At 36.4% G+C, this 23,091-nt stretch carries 26 protein-coding genes and 2 pseudogenes; 26 read left to right on the top strand and 2 right to left on the bottom strand.

Annotated features, from left to right (window positions below):
* Positions 1–618 precede the first annotated feature (618 nt).
* The 3 genes and pseudogenes from BMX53_RS08505 to BMX53_RS08515 all read left to right on the top strand — a co-directional run bounded on the left by BMX53_RS08505 (position 619) and on the right by BMX53_RS08515 (position 3,445).
* A complete protein-coding gene (locus tag BMX53_RS08505; RefSeq protein ID WP_074745732.1) occupies positions 619–1,500 on the top strand; it encodes a helix-turn-helix domain-containing protein in 882 nt (293 codons plus the stop codon).
* Positions 1,501–1,578: 78 nt separating this feature from the next.
* A pseudogene (locus BMX53_RS08510) lies at positions 1,579–2,797 on the top strand (TCR/Tet family MFS transporter).
* 261 nt (positions 2,798–3,058) lie between these two features.
* On the top strand, positions 3,059–3,445 hold the full coding sequence (locus BMX53_RS08515; protein ID WP_074745734.1) for a hypothetical protein: 387 nt from the start codon (positions 3,059–3,061) through the stop codon (positions 3,443–3,445).
* A gap of 245 nt (positions 3,446–3,690) precedes the next feature.
* Here BMX53_RS08515 and BMX53_RS08520 read toward each other — a convergent pair whose 3' ends face one another.
* Both BMX53_RS08520 and BMX53_RS08525 read right to left on the bottom strand, forming a co-directional pair.
* The gene (locus BMX53_RS08520; protein ID WP_074745736.1) at positions 3,691–4,776 is read right to left on the bottom strand and encodes an alpha/beta hydrolase; all 1,086 of its coding nucleotides are present in this window, start codon (positions 4,774–4,776) and stop codon (positions 3,691–3,693) included.
* Positions 4,777–5,113: 337 nt separating this feature from the next.
* On the bottom strand, positions 5,114–6,130 hold the full coding sequence (locus BMX53_RS08525) for a PTS sugar transporter subunit IIC (RefSeq protein ID WP_074745738.1): 1,017 nt from the start codon (positions 6,128–6,130) through the stop codon (positions 5,114–5,116).
* A gap of 201 nt (positions 6,131–6,331) precedes the next feature.
* Here BMX53_RS08525 and BMX53_RS08530 point away from each other — a divergent pair, with 201 nt between their 5' ends.
* The 23 genes and pseudogenes from BMX53_RS08530 to BMX53_RS08640 all read left to right on the top strand — a co-directional run bounded on the left by BMX53_RS08530 (position 6,332) and on the right by BMX53_RS08640 (position 23,085).
* Positions 6,332–7,084 carry an SIMPL domain-containing protein gene (locus BMX53_RS08530; RefSeq protein WP_074745740.1) on the top strand — a complete coding sequence of 251 codons (753 nt, stop codon included), beginning with the start codon at positions 6,332–6,334 and terminating at the stop codon, positions 7,082–7,084.
* 61 nt (positions 7,085–7,145) lie between these two features.
* Positions 7,146–7,631: a hypothetical protein gene (locus tag BMX53_RS08535; RefSeq protein ID WP_074745744.1), complete on the top strand. Its 486-nt coding sequence runs from the start codon at positions 7,146–7,148 to the stop codon at positions 7,629–7,631.
* 45 nt (positions 7,632–7,676) lie between these two features.
* A complete protein-coding gene (locus BMX53_RS08540) occupies positions 7,677–8,237 on the top strand; it encodes a DUF2004 domain-containing protein (RefSeq protein ID WP_074745748.1) in 561 nt (186 codons plus the stop codon).
* 45 nt (positions 8,238–8,282) lie between these two features.
* On the top strand, positions 8,283–8,669 hold the full coding sequence (locus BMX53_RS19425) for an SMI1/KNR4 family protein (protein ID WP_394333464.1): 387 nt from the start codon (positions 8,283–8,285) through the stop codon (positions 8,667–8,669).
* A gap of 381 nt (positions 8,670–9,050) precedes the next feature.
* Entirely contained in the window at positions 9,051–10,301 is a 1,251-nt protein-coding gene (locus BMX53_RS08550) for a site-specific integrase (RefSeq protein ID WP_074745752.1), read from the top strand.
* A 649-nt stretch (positions 10,302–10,950) separates the two neighbouring features.
* Positions 10,951–11,328, top strand: a complete 378-nt coding sequence (locus BMX53_RS08555; protein WP_002978328.1) for a single-stranded DNA-binding protein — start codon at positions 10,951–10,953, stop codon at positions 11,326–11,328.
* Between the two features lie 44 nt (positions 11,329–11,372).
* Positions 11,373–12,446 carry a DUF932 domain-containing protein gene (locus BMX53_RS08560; protein ID WP_074745755.1) on the top strand — a complete coding sequence of 358 codons (1,074 nt, stop codon included), beginning with the start codon at positions 11,373–11,375 and terminating at the stop codon, positions 12,444–12,446.
* Between the two features lie 53 nt (positions 12,447–12,499).
* Positions 12,500–12,670, top strand: a complete 171-nt coding sequence (locus BMX53_RS19090; RefSeq protein WP_167357242.1) for a hypothetical protein — start codon at positions 12,500–12,502, stop codon at positions 12,668–12,670.
* A gap of 344 nt (positions 12,671–13,014) precedes the next feature.
* On the top strand, positions 13,015–13,239 hold the full coding sequence (locus BMX53_RS08570; protein ID WP_244154485.1) for a hypothetical protein: 225 nt from the start codon (positions 13,015–13,017) through the stop codon (positions 13,237–13,239).
* Positions 13,240–13,468: 229 nt separating this feature from the next.
* Positions 13,469–14,080, top strand: a complete 612-nt coding sequence (locus BMX53_RS08580) for a PRTRC system protein E (RefSeq protein ID WP_073062932.1) — start codon at positions 13,469–13,471, stop codon at positions 14,078–14,080.
* Positions 14,081–14,098: 18 nt separating this feature from the next.
* Positions 14,099–14,317: a PRTRC system protein C gene (locus BMX53_RS08585; protein WP_073062935.1), complete on the top strand. Its 219-nt coding sequence runs from the start codon at positions 14,099–14,101 to the stop codon at positions 14,315–14,317.
* 18 nt (positions 14,318–14,335) lie between these two features.
* Complete coding sequence (locus BMX53_RS08590; protein ID WP_074745759.1) at positions 14,336–15,502, top strand: hypothetical protein; 1,167 nt, start codon at positions 14,336–14,338, stop codon at positions 15,500–15,502.
* Positions 15,499–16,212 carry a PRTRC system protein B gene (locus BMX53_RS08595; protein WP_074745761.1) on the top strand — a complete coding sequence of 238 codons (714 nt, stop codon included), beginning with the start codon at positions 15,499–15,501 and terminating at the stop codon, positions 16,210–16,212. The genes BMX53_RS08590 and BMX53_RS08595 overlap by 4 nt, the downstream gene beginning before the upstream one ends.
* A pseudogene (locus BMX53_RS08600) lies at positions 16,209–16,535 on the top strand (PRTRC system ThiF family protein); the annotation flags it as partial. The gene BMX53_RS08595 and the pseudogene BMX53_RS08600, both read left to right, overlap by 4 nt.
* 212 nt (positions 16,536–16,747) lie before the next feature.
* Complete coding sequence (gene istA / locus BMX53_RS19185; RefSeq protein ID WP_208597252.1) at positions 16,748–17,725, top strand: IS21 family transposase; 978 nt, start codon at positions 16,748–16,750, stop codon at positions 17,723–17,725.
* A 15-nt stretch (positions 17,726–17,740) separates the two neighbouring features.
* Positions 17,741–18,271 carry a Mu transposase domain-containing protein gene (locus BMX53_RS19190; RefSeq protein ID WP_208597253.1) on the top strand — a complete coding sequence of 177 codons (531 nt, stop codon included), beginning with the start codon at positions 17,741–17,743 and terminating at the stop codon, positions 18,269–18,271.
* A gap of 23 nt (positions 18,272–18,294) precedes the next feature.
* Positions 18,295–19,041, top strand: coding sequence for an IS21-like element helper ATPase IstB (gene istB, locus BMX53_RS08610; RefSeq protein WP_074745763.1), 747 nt, complete (start codon positions 18,295–18,297; stop codon positions 19,039–19,041).
* A 99-nt stretch (positions 19,042–19,140) separates the two neighbouring features.
* Positions 19,141–19,548 carry a toprim domain-containing protein gene (locus BMX53_RS08615; RefSeq protein WP_074745764.1) on the top strand — a complete coding sequence of 136 codons (408 nt, stop codon included), beginning with the start codon at positions 19,141–19,143 and terminating at the stop codon, positions 19,546–19,548.
* Entirely contained in the window at positions 19,545–20,183 is a 639-nt protein-coding gene (locus tag BMX53_RS08620; protein ID WP_074745766.1) for a hypothetical protein, read from the top strand. The genes BMX53_RS08615 and BMX53_RS08620 overlap by 4 nt, the downstream gene beginning before the upstream one ends.
* A 429-nt stretch (positions 20,184–20,612) precedes the next feature.
* On the top strand, positions 20,613–21,017 hold the full coding sequence (locus BMX53_RS08625; protein ID WP_074745768.1) for a DoxX family protein: 405 nt from the start codon (positions 20,613–20,615) through the stop codon (positions 21,015–21,017).
* Entirely contained in the window at positions 21,010–21,588 is a 579-nt protein-coding gene (locus BMX53_RS08630; protein ID WP_074745839.1) for a TetR/AcrR family transcriptional regulator, read from the top strand. The genes BMX53_RS08625 and BMX53_RS08630 overlap by 8 nt, the downstream gene beginning before the upstream one ends.
* A gap of 73 nt (positions 21,589–21,661) precedes the next feature.
* Positions 21,662–22,078, top strand: a complete 417-nt coding sequence (locus BMX53_RS08635; protein ID WP_074745841.1) for an organic hydroperoxide resistance protein — start codon at positions 21,662–21,664, stop codon at positions 22,076–22,078.
* A gap of 11 nt (positions 22,079–22,089) precedes the next feature.
* Positions 22,090–23,085 (top strand): NADP-dependent oxidoreductase, encoded by a 996-nt coding sequence (locus BMX53_RS08640; RefSeq protein ID WP_074745770.1) that lies wholly within the window; start codon positions 22,090–22,092, stop codon positions 23,083–23,085.
* The last annotated feature ends 6 nt before the right edge of the window (positions 23,086–23,091 follow it).

Here is a 23,091-nt window from a genome sequence, read left to right on the forward strand (position 1 = left end):
GACGCTTTTTGATATATTTGAACTTTCGGCTTCGTATCAAGTTTAGTGATAAAAATCCCGCTCGAAAGGCAATATGCAAACCGTTAGCAAATTTATTAAAATAACATTCTATAATTTTATTGCTTATTATTTCACTCTTTGAAAACTTAGCTGTTTTATGATTTTCGATGAAAACTGATTTACATTTTCTAGTTGATTTATTAATTGCACCTTTCATTTGCAAATGCATATACTGATATTTATTAATAGTATTCTTAACCGCTATATACATAGAAACCCCTGTTGTTAAAACTAAGAAGATGTTCAATACAATCAAGTACAACAACTTTTTACAACTAACAGCTTTATGAACCTTTAAAAGCTCCTTATTGTTTTTTTGTGATCTATAGCTGAAATTGCTCGAAGTTATTTATTCTGTAATAGTTGTGCTGTTGTTTTTCTATCTGTCAGAGTTAAGCAACATTTACTGTTACTTTGATATTGCTTTTTCATTTTTTGCTACTTGCCACTTAGCTCTAATTTCGCAGAAGCATAGTTATGTACTAAGATAAAACCATACCTTTACCTCATTACAAGATACGTGAGATCAGATATTACCCATATAATTAGATAATCAAGATGGCTCTATTTATTACATTAGATAACGTTTATAAGCTATATGATATAGATGCTGTCGAGAAAACAGAGGGGATAGTTGTTTTTCATCAGTATAGCAGTTCTACGAATAGTTATACCAAACACAGTCGTTTGTTTGAAGGCTTATTATTGGGTTTTGTGCTTAAAGGGTCGATGAAGGCACAGATACATTTTACGGAGTATGAGCTTAATGTAGGAGATATTGCTGTATTGCCACCTCAGGTAATGATAGAAACGAAATCACTGAGTGAGGATGCAGAAATAGTATCCATAGGGCTTTCGTTAGACTTTATCTCAGCATTTCCTGTGTTGAGAGAAATAGTGATGAATGATCAAATCCGTTGGCAACCTATTATCAGACTACAAGACAAAGAAGATTATGCTGTACAAGAAGACTTGATTAAGCTGATAGAACAGGTATATCAAAAGAAACAAAGCAGTAGTAAATCTGAGATGCTAAAGCATTTGGTGATGGCTTTGATAAGTATGATTACAGAGAAGTTTACTAATCGCTCAATAATCACTAGTCAAACAAAGAATCGTACGCATGAGATTATTGATGAGTTTTACTCTCTCGTATCTAAGCATGCGCATATACATAGAGATGTACAATTCTATGCTGATCAACTTCATTTGAGCTCACAGTATTTATCTACTTTTTTAAAGCAGCATACGGGCAAATCTACGTTACAGTGGATTGACCACATCCTTATCTTACATATAAAGACTTTGCTTAAATCCTCTAATCTGACTATTAAAGAAATCAGCAACCAGTTTAGTTTTGCTGAAACGAGTGTGTTCTGTAGATATTTCAAAAGGAATACAGGGGTATCACCTAAGGTGTTTAGAGAAAAAGACAGTTAGGAATTAGGTTTAGAAATTGTACTTAAAACCTATAAAACCATCAATACCTAATCAGAAGTGGCTGTTTACTTTTATCCCATGAAAAAAACAGATAAAAAAGCAGCAGTTGGTTTTATATTTATTACCCTATTAATAGATATTACAGGATGGGGAATTATACTTCCCGTAGTTCCAAAACTTATAAGTGAACTTATTCATAACGATATTAGCGAAGCAGCAAAATATGGAGGCTGGCTTGGCTTTGCCTATGCATTTACCCAGTTTGTCTTTTCGCCTATTGTAGGTAATTTGAGTGATAAGTTTGGTAGACGACCGATCTTATTGGTTTCTCTATTGGGATTTGCTATTGATTATGTTGTATTGGCTCTTGCGCCGACGATTACATGGTTATTCATTGGTAGGATTATAGCAGGCCTTACAGGAGCAAGTATTTCTACAGCGAGTGCTTATATTGCAGATATCTCTACTGATGAGAATAGAACGAAGAATTTCGGTGTAATAGGATCTGCTTTTGGATTAGGGTTTATTATAGGCCCAGTCTTAGGAGGTGTGCTAGGTCATTATGGAGCAAGGATACCTTTTTATGTAGCAGCTGTACTGTGCTTTCTCAATTTCTTATATGGGTACTTTATCCTTCCTGAGAGCTTAGATAAAGAGAAGAGGAGACCTTTTGAATGGAAACGAGCAAATCCAATAGGTTCATTCAAATTCTTATTAAAACACCCTAAAATATCAAAATTAGTTATAGCCTTGGTATTAGTTTATATCGGTCTTCACGCTGTACAAAGCAACTGGCATTTCTTTACGATGTATAAGTTTAATTGGACAGAGCGAACAGTTGGGATTTCACTTGGAATTCTTGGTCTATTAATAGGTTTGGTTCAAGGAGTGTTAATCAGATGGACAAGTCCTAAACTAGGTGAGAAAAAGAGTATTTATTTAGGGTTGCTATTCTATGCTTTTGGGCTTTTATTATTTGCCTTTGCTAATCAAGGGTGGATGATATTAGTGTTTTTTGATACCCTATTCTCTGGGAGGTATTTGTGGCCCATCGCTTCAAGCTCTAATCAGTAAGAGTATTCCTTCTGATCAACAGGGAGAACTTCAAGGAGCTTTAACTAGTTTAGTGAGTGTAACTTCTATTATAGGACCGCCTATTATGACTAATTTGTTTTATTACTTTACTCATGATCAAGCACCATTTGAATTTTCAGGTGCACCATTCTTTATAGCGTCTATACTAATGTTTATCAGCTCTGTGGTGATTTACTTTAGTTTTAAAAAAGATAGGGGTTAAATAGTTTTAAATTAAGCTCCTCACTTATATCACTAGCGAATAGTAATATAAGTGGGGAGCTTTCTGTATTATGACATATTTATCTGAATAACTCGTTTTAAATCAGTTGTTTTCTTTAATCAATGAATAGAAGGGATATTGTGTTTTTTTATGTTTATTTGTATAAATTAGTGTAAAATTTTCTAAAATAAGAATAGATATCTATTCTTATTTTAGAAGAACAATAGTAACATAATAGAAACTGAATAAACATAATTAACTATGAAAGAAGAAAATAAGACAATTGCAACTCTTGAAAAGATTAAATCTTTTGCCATGACATTAATAGGAGCAGGTATTTTTAGTATGGGAACTACGTATTTCTCTGAGCAGTCAGAGTATCGTGTACCTAGGATTTTATTACCTGTTTATGAGCTTTTTGGCAATATCGGTTTAGCAGTTGGAATGATAATTTTAGGTGTTGGATTGATGTATTTTGCATATAGAAAATATGTGCAAAACAATGGGAAACCTTTTTATATGTTGGTGTTTTCTTTATTGGCGATAATAGGGTTTTATGGATTAATTTTATCTACAAATCAAAAGAAAACGGTTACTATTGATGACTTGAAAGCAACTCTTGAAAAAAATAAAGAGAAAACTAATTAGGGAATTATAAATACATAGAAGTCAAGTTTAGATAGTAATCTAAAACTCCAGAATACAATTCTTTTGCAATGTATAACGCAAAGGTTTCGAAAAGAATTCAAGTATTTAGAGCTCATAAATGGTAGTTTAAAGGGTGTTGATTTAGAATGTTATTAAAAAAAGCAGGCTTTCCTTCTTATAGGAAAGCCTACTTTTTTAAAAACTAAATGAGTTAGTTATTTAGAGCTATAATTAACGCTCATATCTTATTTTATCAATTTATTGTTCTGTAAAAATGCCTTAATATCATTCAATACTGTATCTGGGTGTTCATCTTTTACACCATGTCCAGTTTTTTCATATACTTTGTGAATAATAAAGGATTTGTGTTCTGCGGCAAGCTTATTGTTTTCTTCTTTAAAATCAAACCAATCATATTTACTAATAGGATCGAAGATAAGCAAAGGTTTGTTTAGATTGCGATAGATAATTTTAGGGTTTAATTGATGTGTTGACACTCCAAAGGCTGTTTTAGAAGTGAATGGAGTATAGATAATCGCAATGTTTTCTTCAGCTGAGTTTTCACCAGTAAGCTCTTCTGCACCAGGGTTTATCTCATATTTGTTATTTGTGTTTTTCTTTATACGAGCATAAGAGGTGAAAATATCCTTTTTTAGTTTGGTGTTTGTTTTCCCTTTTACTCCCCAATTGTTATAGATAAACCAATAAGCATCAAATTCACTATCAAAAATAAGTGGCTTTTTGTTTACGTAATACTCTTTGGTTTCTTCTATATCTTTTACAATATCAGTTGACTTTACGTGGTAATCCCAAGCAACAGAACCTCCATCTTCTAAGATAAGAGCTTGAACCATATCAGGGTAAGCGTCATAGAATGCAGAAGTGATTGTTCCTCCTCGTGACCAACCCCCAATAATTGCTTTTTTGATATTCATTTTGTCTAAAAGGAACTTGATATCATCTGCTACGTGATATATTGAAAGGTTCTTCTGAGGAATAGGAGTATACCCATGTCCGTAGTAATCAATTGCAATAACGTGTAAATTCATCTTTAGCAATTGATTTATAATTTCGTACAACTCATAACCATTGCTATAGGTTCCGTGAATCCAAACTAGTGTAGGGTTCTTTTTATCTCCCCATTCTAAATAATGCATGTTTACATTATCAGTCTGGATATACTTTCCATGTAGCTTTTCGTATTTCTCAAATTCAGGTTTGAAATTTAGGTACAGTTCTCGCTGTGCTATCGAATCTGCTGAAGCGTTGGTTTGCGCTTGAGCTGATAAATACATAATGAAACAAAGAAATAGAATAAGGTTCTTTCTCATAATCTGTATGGTTTTGGTTGTTTTGGTGGTTAATCGGGTTTGATTGTTTACCGAAAGTACAAAAAGTAAAATGATATCCAATACAGTCGTTCATTAAGTAATTACAAGTTTTACATATTTAAATATGAGGATAATGAAGGTATTGTTATGATGCATTGATAAAAGTGTTGTTGCTATATGTTAAACCCAGATTCCGCATTCGCTCTATACTACATATTAATTCTACTTTACATCTCTTTCATTTTTTCTAAAACCATACTATAGTATGCTTTTTTCATAAATTCAGAACTGTTTTGTATAATTAATCCTCGTTAATAGATCTATCGCGTATTCCGGGTTAAAACAACTTCATATCTCCATCCTTAATCCACTGTTTCTTCTTCATTATGTAGTAGATTAGATAAGACAAAATTGCAGGTAAGACGATTTGCAAGCTTAAAATAGCCATTAGTATATAAGAGGTAGAGTAGGAGTCTTTCATTGCATTAAAGGTTCCTATTTGACCAACTAAACCACAACTTCCCATACCAGACTCTAAAGCAGTGTTCTGCATATCAAAAAACAGAATAGCTATTGGTCCTAATATGGCTGATGCTAATGTTGGAGGAATCCATATTTTCCAATTTTTATAGATATTAGGTACTTGTAGCATACTGGTACCAATACCTTGTGCTAATAGTCCTTTTATACCATTGTCTTTATAGCTGATAGTAGCAAACCCTATCATTTGGGCACAACAACCAATAGTTGCTGCTCCAGCTGCTAAACCGTCTAATTGTAACATCAGACACAATGCAGCTGATGAGATAGGCAAGGTAAGTACCATACCAACAACTATTGCTATAACCATTCCCATGATTAGAGGATTAGACTCCGTAGAGAGTATGATAATTTGGCCAATCCATTGCATCAACTGATTGACACTTGGTCCTATTAACTGTGCTAAAGCAACTCCTACTAAGACAGTTACTATAGGGGTAACTACGATATCTATTCTTGTTTCGCCAGCTACAGCTTTTCCTATTTCTACTGCGATAATAGTAGCGATAAAGACACCTAATGGTCCTCCTAATTGATATGCTGCTACACCTACTACTGCAGACGAGAACAACACTAACTGAGGAGCGCGTAAACTATAGGCAATAGCAAGGGCTATTACAGGACCTGTAGCTTGATTAGCAAAAGGCCAAACGACTTCTTTTAAAAAGGGAATACTAAATTCTTCTCCTATTGTTTTGAGGATGGTTCCTACTAATAGAGTAGCAAATAACCCATACGCCATGGCTCCCATAGCATCAATAAAGTATCGCTTACTTGAGATTTGTATATCTTTTCTGAGAAGAAATTGTTTCATTAATTAGGTTGATTAAATAGAAAATATTAGATCTGTTGTCGTTTATATCACGGTATGACTAAACGGAGGCTAATTTATTAATAATTTAAGGAGGAATGAATTACTGTTGTATAATTAGACGATGATTGTTACATTTATAGAAAGTAAGGATATAGTTATACATCCATGAATTAAAGTAGTATAGATCAATAATTCATTATTATGCAAGATAAAACAGTATCAAAATCCCTTATTCTAGGTTTATCCCTATTGTTAGGTTGTTCGTTATTAGGTCTTTTTATTTTCAAAGGATTAAAGACTTTTAGTGATAAAGACAGAGTGGTAACAGTAAAAGGATTGGCTGAAATGAATATGATAGCGAGTACTGCTACTATTGTCATTGACTTTTCATTATCAGGAGATGATTTACCACAAGTTATAAAGCAAACAGACACTAAAAAGAATCAGATTATTGCTTATTTAGCTACTGTTGGTTATCCTAAAAATGAGATTATGATAGCCAATGTGGATATCAGTGATCAAGAGAAGTATTATGAGCAACGTTGGGAAGATGGAAAGCAAGTGTCTGTAAAAATAGACAGATATATTATTACCCAAAAGCTGACTATTGAAACCAAAGAGGTGAAAGATACAGAAGACAAAGTTGCTCAGATAAAACTTGATTTGATTAGTAAAGACTTGACTTCGAATATAGATTCTATCTATTCTTTTCCTGATCTAAACTCTGTAAAACCAAAGCTAATAGCTGAGAGTACAAAAAACGCTCGTATAGCAGGTGAGCAGTTTGCTAATGATTCACAAGCTAAGTTGGGTAAAATAAAAACAGCTTCACAAGGGCAAATTACCATTGTAGGTAGATATTATTATGATAATGAAGAGGGGAGTAATGAGCTAACTGAACCTTATATTCAAAAAGCAAGAGTTGTAAGTACAATTGTTTTCTTTTTAGAGTAGCAGATAATTTTACCTTGTATTTAAAAAGAGTGCTAATCCTAATCTTTGTGCCTAAGAGAATATGAATCAAATAGAATTAAAAGGGAATACTTTGATTTTAAGAGTCAAAAAGAGTAATCTGTTTTCTCGTATAGTTTTATACTTCATTACTATTCTTTCTGCTGCTTTACCTTTAGTAGGATTCTTTTTAAATTTATTAAGCTTTGGTGAGTTGGGATTTTTTAGTCTGATGGTTTTGTTGCTTACTTGGTTGTTCTGCTTTTTAACTTTAAGAATATCTCTATGGAATACTTATGGTAAAGAGATTATTACTATCTCAAAAACTAAATTAGAATATACTGTTGATTACAATTGGTTTAAAGATAAAATAAAAGAGTTTGACTATGAATATATCACTTATACCTTTAAACAAGTTGGTTATGAAGAAGATAATAAAGGAGTTTTAGTCTTAGATCTTAATAACGGTGGTGTATTTCAAACAGTTACTAAAATTGATATTGAAAGCTTGAATGACTTTATTTCTAAGATGAATAATAATGGTAGTTGATAATAATTGTAACTTCGGCAAAGTAAAAAGTTATACAACAAACAAATGACAATAATCAAAAAGCTCTACTCTTATTTATCTTCTTCAAAAGATTCAGTTAAACAAATTGCAAGTACTGAATTACCTTATTTTGGAGAAATTAACTATACTCAACTTGATGAACACTACTCTAAAGAGATAGAATATGATAGTTTTAGGCTTAATATTTATTTAAGTTTTAAGGTTAAAAGTATAAATAGAGAAGAGATTGAAAGCATTAAAAAGTTTTTGAAGTGTATTTCTGTATTTGATATTCAGAATAGAATAGAGATCAATCATGATTTAAACAATGAAGGAGAAGCTAAAGAGTATGCAGACTTTTACTTTGACGAACTTGAAGAGGAAGAGTTAAGTAAGATTATAGATTATCATAATCTAAATGAATCAAAAGAACAGCAATTAATCAATAAACTGAGATTAGTAAGTATAGGTCTTTATTCTAATGATAATCAGTATGATGGTATTTTTGAATATTCTATTGAGATTGATGGAGTAATGAGTAATCAAATATTAGTTGTTTATACAGATATAAATGGTAATATAGACCATATAAGTTGGGAAAGTTAATTTATTGAATAGTGTCCATAAATATATTTTGACCTGAATAACAATATAAATAGAGATAGTAATTATAATACCTATTTAGGAAGATTACCTGATGAACTATATCCTATCGCTAGTGTAGATGGGGGTGACCTACTTCTTATTTCGAAAAAAGATTTATCTATTTACTATTGGTTTCACGAGGAAGACGATTGGGGGATAGAAGAAGTAAGTAAATGGCCTACTAAAATATGTAGTAATCTTAAAGAATATCTTAATCAATTAATTTTATTAACTCCTCTGACAGAAGCAGAAATAGAAGAATCATTAAAAGGTTGTACTGTAACAATCACTCCTACTTTTGTTAAGATTAAAAATGATATAAGAGCTAAAGAAGGACTGTCACCTTTAACTTTAGAAGAGTGGGAAAAAGAATTGAATAATAGCAAGAGATAACTTTATTTTTAAGAAGAATAAGAGCTGTAATTAGTCATTAGTTATTAAAAACTTTAGTTTGTCTGTTCTATGTTTAAAAGTTAGATAAACTAAAAATAGAGTTTTATTTATATTTTATTCAAAAAAGATTAGTAAAAAGCAAAGTTAAGCAAAACGATTAAATCCGTTGCTATACAATGTTTTATAAAGAAGTAGTCTTTATTTGGAACTCGGTGTCTGATAGGTTTTGGGCTTGAAATGACAAAGTTAAGTTACTAATTCGTTACCGATTAATAGAGGTTTCTTATTAGTTTAAACGGTTATATTTCAGTGTTTTGCACTTATTTTTATATTTCCTTGTAACTCAATGTAAATTAATTTTAAACATTAAACATTTGAGTTATGACGCAGACAAAAAAATCAACGTTCAAACTGCTTTTCTACTTGAAAAAGAACGAACTGAAAAAAAATGGTAATGCTCCGATTATGGCACGTATTACCATTGACGGAACACCTAAAACTTTCGGGACAAAGTTAGAAATTGACCCAAGCAATTGGGATCTAAAATATGGAAGAGTTGAGGGCAAAAGCGCAACAGCTTTAAATATTAATAAAAAGTTGGATAACATACGTGGGCGTATTGACAAAATTTATGAAGATATGCTGAAACACGAGGGCTTTGCTACTTCCCAAAAAGTAAAGCTCTCATTCTTGGGTGTTGGTGTAATGGATGATGCAATTCTAAAAGTCTTTAACGATAAAAATGAGGAATTTAAAAAATTGGTTGACAAGGAAGAACGTTCACAAAGCACCTACAACAAGTACATCACGGTTTATAATCATCTTACCGCTTTTATCAAAGAACGCTATCATCGTGATGATATGGCCTTTCGGGAATTGACTGGAGATTTTATTAGGGAATTTGATTTTTATCTTCGGTACGATTTACAGTCTACACATAATACGGTTTGGGTTTACACGATGCCTGTGCTAAGTCTGGTGGAATTGGCTATTAAAAAAAGTTTGATACGTGATAATCCGTTTCAAGATTATGAAATTAATATGGAAGAAACCGACAGGGGTTATATTCTTAAAGAAGATGTAGAAAAACTGATGATGTGTGTACCGCCCCACCCACGGTATGAGCTTGTGAAAGATCTTTTTATTTTCAGTTGTTTTACCGGACTTGCTTATGCGGATATTAAAAAACTGACAAGGAACAATATTCAGTCTTTCTTCGATGGCCATCAATGGATCATCAGCCGAAGAAAAAAATCAGATATTGCTTCTAATGTTCGGTTAATGGAAATCCCAAAACGTATCATAGAAAAATACCTCGGTAGCACTCGTAATGAGTTTATCTTTCCAGTTCCAACCAATGTAACCTGCAATACTCACATTGGCAAATTAATTGAAAAAGCTGAAATTATTACAGAACAAAAAGTAACTTTTCACACCGCAAGACACACATTTGGAACGATGTTTTTGACCGAAGGCGTACCTCTTGAAAGCCTTAGCAAAATGATGGGACATAAAAACATTTCAACTACACAGATTTATGCTAAAATTACCAGCCAAAAGATTAGTAAGGATATGGATTTGGTAGCTCCTAAATTTAAGGAGATTGAAGAAGCGTTTTTACAGGTTATATAGTTAATCACAATTTGATAATTACTAGCAGAACTTAACGGTTCTGCTTTTTTTATGCCCATATTTTATAGCCAAAGCACATTTACTTCGCTCTGCTATTCCCTTTCTGTAAAAGAGCTTTTCGGCTACTTCTGGAACAGAAGATTAAAAAATGTTGCCATCTATGCCTCCCACACAAATACATTTTTCTAATCCTCTGTTAGTGTGGCTTTGATAGCCCCACCGCTTTAAAAAAGTGTTTTAAAAATTCAGCGAATTGGAAGTGTTATTTCAATTCACTTTAAACCATTTCTCAATGCCATCTTCTTGGCTTCCACATTCATTTTTATCCAAAGACCCGTATGCTTTTTTGTCCCATTTCAAGAGCAAAGGTATTTCCGTGTTCTTCACGCATCACAAAGGTCAAGCAAGTTTGGAAAATAATCTCCACCCGTTGGGTAGTATTTTTTTCCAAAACCTTGGTGTTGCTAAACACGAACCTTTTATGCTCGTGAAACGAAACATAGCATACTCCGGCTCTTTAAACGAATAAAAAAAATGTCAGATACGAAAATTAAAAACATTGGAAATGGTAATGAAACGAAACAGCACCTCCTCTCATTGCCGAATAAATCTAAAAAAAATCAAAATCAATAACTAAAAATTAAAGAATATGAACATCACAGGAAGACTGACAAGGGATGCGGAAGTACGCACAACGTCACAGGACAAACAAGTAGTAAACTTTTCAGTAGCGACCAACGACAGCTACCGTAACAAGCAGGGCGAACGCATAGAGCAAACCACCTATTTCGACTGCTCCTATTGGATAAGCCCGAATGTAGCCAAGCTACTTACAAAAGGCACTTTGGTAGAACTATCGGGACGAGTAAGTACAAGAGCGTGGACAGGTAATGATGGAGAGCCAAGAGCAGGATTGAATTTCCATACCTCACAAATCAAATTGCACGGCGGTGGCAAAAAATCGGAAACGGCACAAGCTACCACAAGCACAAACAATAACAAGGCAGAAGACGACCTCCCATTTTAATCAAGAACATTCAATCCATTTTTTATATCAAAATTTTAAACATTATGGCACATAATATCAATTTCAACGAGAGAACAGGACGTTATTCATTTTTCAGCGTTCAGCAAAAAGCGTGGCACGGTTTAGGGCAAATCGTGGAGCAATACCCAACAAGCGAGGAAGCTATCAAACACGCAGGATTAGATTACGAAGTCGTAAAATCCCCACTTTTTACCAAAGGTTCGGGCATTATCGAAACCGCACAGGGCATAGAGATAGGCAGTAGCGAATTGGAAGTACCTAACTATTTTGCTAACATTCGCACCGATAACAATGCAGTATTAGGCGTAGTCGGTAAGGATTACCACATTGTGCAAAACCGTGAAGCCTTTAATTTCTTTGATGCTATCGTAGGTGGTGGCGAGGGTATTCTCTACGAAACCGCAGGAGCATTGGGTAAAGGAGAACGCATTTTTATTACTGCAAAATTACCCGACTATATCCGTGTAGGCAATGGCGATGACGTTACGGAAAAGTACATCTTCCTAACCACTTCACACGATGGCAGTGGAAGTATAACAGCCGCATTTACTCCTATCCGTATCGTTTGTCAAAATACCCTTAACGCTTCGTTACGTAGTATGACCAATGTAGTCCGTATCAAACATACTTCGGGAGCAAAAGGGCGTATCGAGAACGCTCACAAGATTATGGGATTGGCGAACACATTGAGCAACCAATTAGAGGGCATTTTCAACGAGTGGACAAAGGTAAAGGTAACAGACCGAGAGGTAAGAAAGCTAATCCAATTGGCACTTTGCCCGAATAAGGAAACCCTTGATTTGATTAAAAAAGGTGCGGAAGATGAAGTTTCAACCGTGTTTAAAAATGTCGTTGATGACGCTTTTGGCTATGCAATGATGAGCGACACACAGCAAATGGACACGACAAAAGGCACATTGTTCGGAGCATACAATGCGGTTACAGGCTACTATCAGAATGTACGGAATTACAGGGATGACGAAGCCAAGTTGCAGAGTATTGTATTAGGCGGAACGGCACAAGCCAAATCACAGAAAGCATTTGACCTATGTACTGCCTTTGCATTAGACGGTGCGGAAATCCTAACACTTAATTAAATAACCACAGGCTACCGCCTTAATCGGTGGTAGCCTACTATAAAACAACAATAATGAAAGTAGAAACATTTATAGCAACCATAAAGCACAACAACGGAACAGTAAACCTCAAAGTGGTATCACTAAATGGTAAGCAGGGAGCAATACAGCAGATAACAACCGTAGAGGATTGCCCCGAATGTGCCATTACGGAAATAGTAAAGATTGATAACGACACAAATTAGTGAGAAATGAAGACAACATCAAAGACCGAAGCGAAGCAGTTGGCAAAAGCATACAGCCATAATAAAGAGTACAAAGACGTGGCTTTATACATCATCTACTGTAACCGAACAGAACTATACTATGTAGATACTAACAGCCTAATAAGGCTTTGGGAACAACTAATCGGCTACTATGTAAACGGAGTTTATACTGCCGAAAAATCACATTCATAACCTTTAAGCGAGTATAATGAAAAACGAAAGCAATAGCCACAAAGTTTGTCCGCCACGAAGTACCCGAACTGGAAACGCTGAAATCTTCAAAGGTCTATCAGTTAAGGGAAAAACTGAACAAAGGCGAGAAATTGAGCCGAGCCGAAAAAAATTGGATTGCGGAAGCAGTAAACCGCAATGCGTTTTTCAGAAAAGCCGTACCCCTTATGGGTTATCGCTTTGGTTTTGAGGATATTTTAAAAGCCTATGTAGTGAAGCAGTACGACAGTTGGCAGGAATACAATGCCCCCGATAAAACGAGCCTACGGAGTTTCATTTATGGCAGGATTGAACAAATAGCGGAAATAAGCAAATAACATTTAAAAGCGAGTACAATAAAATGCACGTAACAGATTTAAACGGTTGCCCCATTGAGATAACAGACCTTGATGAAGCTATCCAAATAACGAAAGAAAACAAGGAATACAGGCACGAGGACAAAAGTTTTTCCGAGTTCGACAAAAGGCAAAACGCCTATTGGACGGATATGTACGAAAAACTAAAAGCAATCAAAAAACAAGTAACAACAATTAAAATTTTAGAGCGATGAACACAAATTTTTTCAAACAAGTACAGCAGTTGGATTTTACAGGCAATTTACAACTGACGATAACCAAAGGAGCAGAAAGCAATCTAATTGTATCGGTATTGCTCCATAACGAACAATGCGGAGATAGTGCCAAAAACCTCATTCCCCCATTGACATTTAACGCCACCGCACAGGAGTTTGACGAGGGATTTTTTGAGCAAATAACCACACCTGTACAAAAGGTATCGGGCTTAATGGTAGATATGGAAAAGTTCCAAAAGCAATTGGACGAAGCCAAAGCACAATCGGCAATCGAGAAAGCAAAAGCCGAAAAAGAGAAAAAGGAACAGGAAGCCAAAGACAAGAAGTTTAAACAGGCTATGGATAAGGTGGACGAGTTGGAGAAAGAGGGTAAGTTCCGTGAAGCGTGGATAAAAGTACCCGACATAGCGGAGTACCCCGAAAAAGCGGACGAACTACGCAAACGCAAAACATCATTATCAGACAAGTTTGCAACACCGAGCCTTTTCGGAGCAACGGAAGAAACAGCAACCGAACCGCCACAGGTGGCAGAAGCTACTGCCGATTGCCCGACAGACACAGCGGACGAAGAAGAAAACGAGTATTAACCATTAAAAACGAGCATTATGTTATTAGCAACGCATTTAGAGAGAGTTTTTGTACTCAAAGATAAAGGACAGGACATCAGACTGACCGACCCAGAGCCACGTTGGAGCGTGGAAGCGGTAATGAATTATTACGCCAATATGTACCCCATTCTGACGACTGCAAAAGCATCTGCACCGCAGATAAAAGACGATGCAGTAGAGTACAGATTTGAGAGCGTAATGGGTACGAAAGGTTAAACCAAAAATTGTAAAACGATGAATTATGCACAAACATATCATATCGGGAACAATCAGCATACCCGAACAGAACAGGCAACGGCAATTGCACCGACAGTTGGGCGAATTCGCAAATTGGCTACAAAGACCAAAGGACGCAAACCAAGTGCAGAAAGACAAGCAAAAATCCGTACCAATAGCAATGCTACCAATGGTATTCTAAAGTGTACGTTTCAGCCTAAGCTGAAAACAGCACATTCCGTACAGGCTTGTCAGAAAACGGAAAGGGATTTTTATCAGTCCCTTTCCAAACTTGCCGAGCATTACAGCATTGAGCCGATGACGACACAAAAGGATTATGGCTTTCCCTACAATATGGTATTAAGTATGTGGGATATAAATACTAAACTGAAACGTACCCACAGGAATTGGGATAGTTTACGTTTGTTGCAGGACAGTAAGAAAACCATTTTACAAAGCGAGGAAACATATAACGTAGGTACGACTTTGTTTCATATTCCTATTGTGCCACTCTTTCAAATGCTCAAAGACCCGAAACGTAAAAAGAACGCCCAGTTACTCATATCGGTTTGCAGTTATCTGTATCATATTGTCCGAATACCTTATTACAGACAGGAAGACAGTTATCTGTATTGGCTGTGTGAAACGCATAAAGATTGGATTGAGTATGACGAAACGGACGAAACCGAAACGTATAAAGGCGAGTTGCGACAGGCAGAGGTAATTGGCGACAGGATAGAACAAAAGCTCTATAACCATATCAACCTAACATTATTTGAACAGCGTTTGAGCCGATTTAAAAGCCGTGATACATTCGACAGGGAGTGTTGGCAAGTGGCTTGTAATGCGTTTGCTCTTTACACGGAATACCCGAAAGCGACCATTTTCAGAAATGCACCATTTTCCGAAGAAGACCCCTATAATGATGATTGCGAAAATGAAGCAATCGGAATGGAAAAGTATATCTCTTTTATTGCCGATACAAAAGGGTTGCTTTATAACAGCATTGTAGAAAATATCAATAGCGAGTTTAACGAGTGTGGAGTATTGGAAGAACCGAGTATTTCCATACCCTTTAATGGTAGTGATACATCGGGCGAGAACCTCGATTTTGAGAACCGAATGTTTGACCTATTGGAAGATTTATATATGTTATTGGAAAACTATAAAACGACAGAAAAATGAACGATATAACCGAAAAATTTGGCACATTGTACTATCCAAAATCCGCTTTGGTTTTCTATGAAACCATAGGAACGGAAACCGATATGTACGTGGAGCATTTTGATATGGACAGCAACGGAACTCCAGTAAATGCCCACCCATTGACCGTTAAGGAAGCCGAAATATTGGCAAAGGCTTTACAAACCGATGAGGAAAGAAGCAGAGTATTTTTAAAACCAAAAGGTATTTTGCCGACCAACATTCTGCATATCAATCCGAGCGAAAAAGGTACGGTATTGTGGTACACCAAAGCACAGAAAAGGCAGTTGTATTTTGTAAGTGGTTTGGGCATACCCAACGGAAAGGCACAAGTACCGCCAATGCTTTGGGTAGCGGACAAAAGCAGTCTTACAGTTTTTGCCCTTACCGCCAACCGCAGACCCACCGAGAAAACGCCTTTGCATTATGCACCTTTTTTCAATATCTACGAAAAGGGCAACGTATGTATGGGAACGGTAAGCATAGGCATCAAAAATTCGTCTTCGGTAGAGGAATTTATACAGGCTTGGGAAGACTACTTTTTTAACAGCTATTTCAGTCATTCTTTGTGTGCAGACTTGACCAAAACAAACATTGTAAACCTATGGAAAGACCTTATCGGTACAGATAAACCCTTTCCAATAGAGGTACTAAAGAAGAACAACAAAACACTAAAAAATCTATTGCGATGAAAACAGAGAAAGAAAAAATACATTTTACGGATAATTATCTGCTCAATCCAACCAATCCGATTTCGGTAAACCTTATCGGAGCAGGTGGCACAGGCTCAAAGGTATTGACCGCTTTAATGGAAATAAACGAGAGTTTGATAGCATTGGGACACGCAGGGTTGCAAGTGCGTTTGTGGGACGATGATATTATCACGAGTGCCAATTTAGGCAGACAGCGTTTTTTTGAATGTGAAACAGGATTGTACAAATCCGTTGCATTGATAAACCGTATCAATCGTTGTATCGGTACGAATTGGAAAGCCGAGTGGATAAAACACACCAAAGTGACCCCTCTTCGCCAGATTAAACTGCCCCCCTCTGCCAGAGCAAAATGATCCCCTTCCGCCAAACGAAAGTGATCCCCCTTCGCCAGGCCAATTGACCCCCTGAAAAGAACATAAAGTAGTTTGCCGACCGGTTTCCCAGGACGAGGTTTTTGTTTAGATTTTTTGCTGAACAAAAATCCTTGATTACGATGTCCAATAAACCGATCAAAATGAATAAACTACGACAGATTATCCGTCTTTACTGCCAGGGAACCGGCACAAAGACCATCAACGGGATGGTGGGTACTTCCCGTACCACCATCAAAAAGTATTTACGCATATGGCATGAGCTGGGCATCACCCACGAAGTATTCAATGCTAAGAGCGATAGTGAACTTTCCGTGCTTTTCAATACCCCGGCTGCCAAAACGATCAACAGCCCCCGAATGCAGGAACTGGAGGTATTGCTGCCGGACTACTGTAAAAGGCTTAAAAAGAAAGGGGTAACCCGTGAATCACTTCATCTGGAATACCTGTCCAAACACCCTCAGGGTTATGGACGTTCCCGCTTTAACAATGCCATTCATACTTATCTTCAACTTTCTAAGCCGGTCATGCACCTTGATCATAAGGCAGGCGACAAGATCTATATCGACTTCGCCGGAAGCAAACTTCAGCTTCATCCTGCCTCTGGTCCGGAACGTGATGCGGAGGTATTTGTAGCGATATTGGGCTGCAGCCAGCTTACGTATGTGGAGGCAGTAGAAAGCCAGCGCAAGGAAGATCTGATTAAGGCCTGTGAGAACGCCCTGCATTATTTTGGAGGTGTTCCAGCAGCCATTGTTCCCGATAACCTGCGTTCTGCAGTGACTAAAGGTAGCAAATACGAAGCCGTGCTCAATGATGAGTTTGCGGCTTTTGCCGAGTATTATGCCGTTACGGTAGTCCCTGCAAGAGCATATAAGCCCCGTGACAAGTCTTTAGTGGAAGGTGCGGTTAAACTCATCTATCGGAGCATCTACCAGCGGCTGGAAGGCCGCAGGTTCAGTGATCTGGAATCGCTGAACGCTGCGATACGGTCCGCATTGGAGATCCACAATAATAAGCCTTTTTCAGGACGGAGTTACTCGCGAAGGGAACAGTTCGAGGAGGTGGAACGGGAAGCACTGGGGGCACTCAACCCGATTCGCTACGAGGTTCACAGATAAGTCATGGTAACAGTGATGAAGAATGGATATGTGCGTTTGGGTGAGGATATTCACTACTACAGCGTTCCTTACACTTATATCGGTAAGAAAGTAAAAGTGCTTTATACCTCCGGTATGGTCCAGATCTATTACCACTACACGCAGATTGCAGCCCATAAACGCAGCCGGACCAAATATCATTACACCACCGACAAAGAACACCTGGCCTCACAGCATCGTTTTCTCACCGAATGGACACCAGAAAAGTTCATCCAGGAAGCCGAGCAGATCCATGAAGATGTCGCCAAATACATTTCCCAGGTCCTGGAGCGTAAAGCCTATCCTGAGCAGGCTTATAAATCCTGCTCAGGGATCTTAAGCTTTGCCAGACGTGTTGGACCAGAGCGCTTGGCGAATGCCTGCCGCTGGGCAGAAAACCTGGGCCAGTACAATTATCCGGTCATTGAAGAGATCCTTAGAAAGCAACTGGATCAGCTAACCCCTGAGGATGAACCGGCGGCTATACCATCTCATGATAACATCAGGGGGAAAGAATATTATCAGTAACAACCTATAAACCCATAAAAAATATGAACAACGAAACATTAGAGAAGATGCGTCAGCTTCGCCTGTACGGCATGTATGATGCCTTCAAAACCAATCTGGAGACTTCAGTGAAAGAATCCCTTACCGCAGACCAGTTTGTTGCATTGCTGGTGGCCAGCGAATGGGACGACCGGCGGAACCGCTCTGTGCAAAGAGCCATTAGGGGTGCAAGTTTCCGTTACAATGCCTCTTTAGAACAAATAGACTACTCTTTTGAACGTGGTCTGGATAAGAACCAGGTCCACAGGCTTGCGGGACTAGAGTTTATCAAAGAACACAAAGATGTGTTTATTACCGGTTCCACTGGAACCGGTAAAAGTTATCTGGCAACCGCTTTAGGTTACCATGCCTGCCAGAATGGTTACAAAGTAATGTACGTGAATACGGCCAAACTGATGGGCCAGCTAAAGCTGGCCAAGGCAAAAGGGACCATGCTGGCAGAATTGAAGCGCATAGAACGCCTGGATATGCTTATACTCGACGACTTCGGCCTGCAGCCCTTCGATCCTCAATCCAGGCTTGCATTGCTTGATATCATCGAAGACAGGCACCAGAAGCGTTCTACGGTGATTACTTCTCAGATCCCGGTCAAGGAATGGTACGACATCATTGGTGAAAAGACAGTCGCTGACGCGGTGCTTGACCGCATTGTTCACCACTCATTAAGGGTCGAATTGTTTGGAGAATCACTAAGGAGAAAAAAAACTAATCCGGAAAATGTATTTTTGTAGAAATAACAGTTGTTAAACCGGACAAAAAATATCCGTTCAAGGAACCGATCTGTATAACAACTTTTTGTTCTTTTCAAACCTCAACTCTGAGGGGACAGTTTGCTGTGGCGAACGGGGGTCAGTTTCATTGGTATATCCAAAAAAGACATTACTTCGATAAAAAACGACTCAAATTCACTTCGTATTTTTGAAGGATTCTTTGATTTTATTTCCTTTAAAAATGTGGAAGATTATCTGGAGAAACAACCTTCAGATTACATCATTTTAAATTCAGTTTTGATGATAGAAAGAATTAAAAATGAATTGGGTAATTATCATAATATTGAACTTTATTTTGATAACGACGAAGCCGGAAATCGCGCGGTTGAAATAATCAAAAATGAAAATCAAAACGCAAAAGATTGTTGGGCTTTATATTCAAGTTTTAAAGATTTAAATGACTGGCTGATTCATGAAAATCCTTCAAATGAAATTAAAATTTATTATAAATCTGCATTTAAAAGATGAAAGATTTTAAAACTTATGAAGTAGACCTATTTGAAAAGATTTTTGAATTAAATTCAAAAAATAAAATTGGTGCAACTACGATTACAGTGTTTACATTCATTTTGTACAAATGCGAAGATCCTCAAAAAGAAATTGTTTTGTCTGACTACGAAATGGCAAGAGAACTTGGGCTTTCCAGACAAACCGTAATTACGGCGAAAAATAAACTAAAACTTTTAGGACTTTTAAATTATCAAAGAAATCCTGGTTTTCCGAATCGTTTTATATTAAGTGGAAATGAATTCCCTAACGAAAAACTTAAAATAAATGAAATAAAAGAGATTCCGATTAAAAATTTAAATCGAATTCCAGAGCCAAAAATTATTGATACTAATTCGTTTTCCAAATTCCCAACACTTAAACAGTTTATGGATTTTGCCAAAACGTTGAAAGATTATTCAGAAAAATTAGATGACTTGTTGATTAAGAAATTTCATCAATGGGAAAATTCTGACTGGAAAAATTCGTTAGGAAAACCTATCTTAAATTGGCAGACAGTTCTTGAGAAAAATTTGATTATGCTGGAGATTTCGCTACCTAAAGAAAACCAAACTCATTTCAAAATCCCAAATATTAAAAGACCTAAACTGTACTAAAATCTTTTATACTAACCAAGCTAAAATATGGTAGTCCAAATAAAATTTCATTACACTGAAAAAAGTAATAGCAAGATATGTCTTTGTGGATACAAAATTTACATTTTATACCACTAAAGACTTTCTTGCCTTTTCTGCGAAAAGGGTAAAAAAACTTCGGAACTCGTTTTATAATTTTTAAGTCGCTCTGTTTTAAAGTGAAAATCGAATACATTTTTCGCCTCTTTTTATAACAAATTATTGCTGAAAAAAAATAACTACAGTGAATTAAATAAAAATAAAAAACTTGAAATAATTTCGATTTTGTTCAAATTCTGAAGCCGTATTTTTGAACACGTCATAATAATTTCCAAATATTAGCAAAATAAAAATGAACGTTCATTCTTTTTTTTTGTATATTTGCACTATCAAACTAGATAAAAGAAGAAAATGAAACAGTTATTTTGGACCGTATTAAAAATTATTTTGGCACTCTTCATGATTTATGGTGGCGTACAGCATTTTATAAAACCCGATTTTTACATTCCATTTGTCCCTTCGTTTTTGCCATATCCAATGGCTATAATCTATATCTCCGGTATCATTGAAATTGCTTTAGGTTCGGCAATGTTATTAAACAAAAAATACGCTAAATTTGGTGCTTTGGGCGTTCTGGTTTTAATGATCTTGTTTTTACCAATCCACATCTGGGACGTGTTTTCCGAAACGCCAGCGATTGGCAGTCATAAGGCCGCCTTGATTAGACTACCGGTCCAATTTGTACTAATTGCTTTGTCATGGAAAGTATACAGTATATTATCTATTAAAAAAAATAATGAATATTCAAATGATTAAGAAAGAAAAAATAACGGATAAAAAAAGTGCCCTACTGAGCGCTACTCTAACGTTGGTGAATGATCATGGCTTTCATGATGCTCCAATGTCCAAAATTGCAAAACTTGCGGGAGTGGCACCGGCCACCATCTATCTTTATTTCGAAAATAAACAAAATCTGATCAATACCCTTTACCTTGAAGTAAAGGCTTCTTTTAATAAATTCGCGTTTAATGGCTACCATGAGGACATGCCTGTTAAAAAAGGTTTCGAAATAATATGGTACAATGTTGCTGATTATAAATTAAATCAAATAAAAGAAGCTTCATTTTTATCTCAATGTGATAATACGCCTATGATAGACGAAGAAATCAGGAAAGAAGGATTAAAACATTTGCAACCCCTACTTGATTTATGGGAAAAAGGAAAAGAGGAAGGTATTATAAAGCCTCTTTCAATCTTTGTTCTCTACTCTTATGCAATATATCCTTTGTCTTTTCTCATGGCGATGCAGGATAGAAACCTGTACACTTTGGACAAAAAGGTATTAGATGAAACTTTTCGAGCTGCCTGGGATGCCATAAAATTGTGATATTTTTTTGTTCAAAATAAAGAATGAACGTTCGTTAATAATATATAGATTTAAAAATTAAAAATATAAAATGATGAAAAAATTATATACAGCTAATGCAACTGCAACTGGCGGTCGTGAAGGACGTACCAAATCAGATGATGGGGTATTGGATTTTAAAATAGAGATCCCGAAAGAAATGGGAGGCAAAGGTGGTGCCTATACCAACCCGGAACAACTTTTTGCAGCAGGCTATGCAGCTTGCTTTGATAGTGCACTGAACCTTGTTGCCCGCAATCAGAAAATTAAACTCAAAGATACTTCAGTAACGGCGTCTGTCAGTATCGGTCAAAATAGTGAAGGTGGTTTTTCGCTAGCCGTTGATCTTGCCGTAAGCATCCCTGAAATAGAACGTGAAACCGCACAAAAATTACTTGAAACCGCGCATCAAGTTTGTCCTTATTCCAATGCGACAAGGGGCAACATAGAAGTCAATTTAAATTTATTATAAAACCTAAGAAAATGAACAAAGCAATTTATTTAAACAGTCGTCCAATTGGAAAACCAAAAGAATCGGATTTTAAATTTGTAAATGAAGACAAGCCTGAGATTACCAATGGCGAAATTCTTTTGAAAACAAAATTCGTTTCTGTTGATCCTTATTTAAGGGGAAGAATGAGCGACGCCAAGTCGTATGTGCAACCCTTCAAATTAAATGAACCAATTTCCTCTGGATGTATAGCAGAAGTTATCGAGTCTAAAAACGATTCCTTTAAAAAAGGGGATTTTGTGTCTGGCTCTTTGGACTGGAAAGAATATCAAACTTCAAAAGGAGAGAACCTATTAAAAGTAGATGAGAACAAAGCCCCGTTATCTGCCTATCTGGGCGTTTTGGGTATGACCGGATTAACGGCTTACTTCGGCTTAACTGAAATAGGAAAGCCCCAAAAAGGGGAAACAGTAGTGGTATCCGGCGCAGCTGGTGCTGTTGGTAGTATTGTTGGTCAAATCGCAAAAATATTAGGTTGCCGTGTTGTTGGCATAGCAGGTACAGATGAAAAAGTAGCAATGCTAAAATCAAAATTTGGGTTTGATGAGGCCATCAACTATAATACTGTTAAGGATATGACCAAGGCAATTGCAGATGCTTGTCCAAACGGAGTTGATGTTTATTTCGATAATGTGGGAGGCGATATATCCGATAGTGTACATGTCAACATTAATAGGTTGGGTAGAATTATTGTTTGTGGAGCCATTTCGGCCTACAATGACACTTCTGCTCCAACAGGTCCGAGAGTTGAACATTTTTTGATTAGGAAAAGTGCGCTTATGCAAGGTTTTATTGTTGGAAATTATGCAGAGAAGTTTCCTGAAGGAATGCAACAATTATCAAAATGGTTAAAAGACGACAAACTTACTTATTCAGAAACTATTGTAGAAGGTTTTGATGCCATTCCGCAAGCGTTTATTGATCTTTTTGAAGGTAAAAACAAAGGAAAAATGATCGTAAAGATATAATTGCAA

This window comes from Myroides marinus (assembly GCF_900109075.1).
In the GTDB taxonomy this organism is placed as follows: domain Bacteria; phylum Bacteroidota; class Bacteroidia; order Flavobacteriales; family Flavobacteriaceae; genus Flavobacterium; species Flavobacterium marinum_A.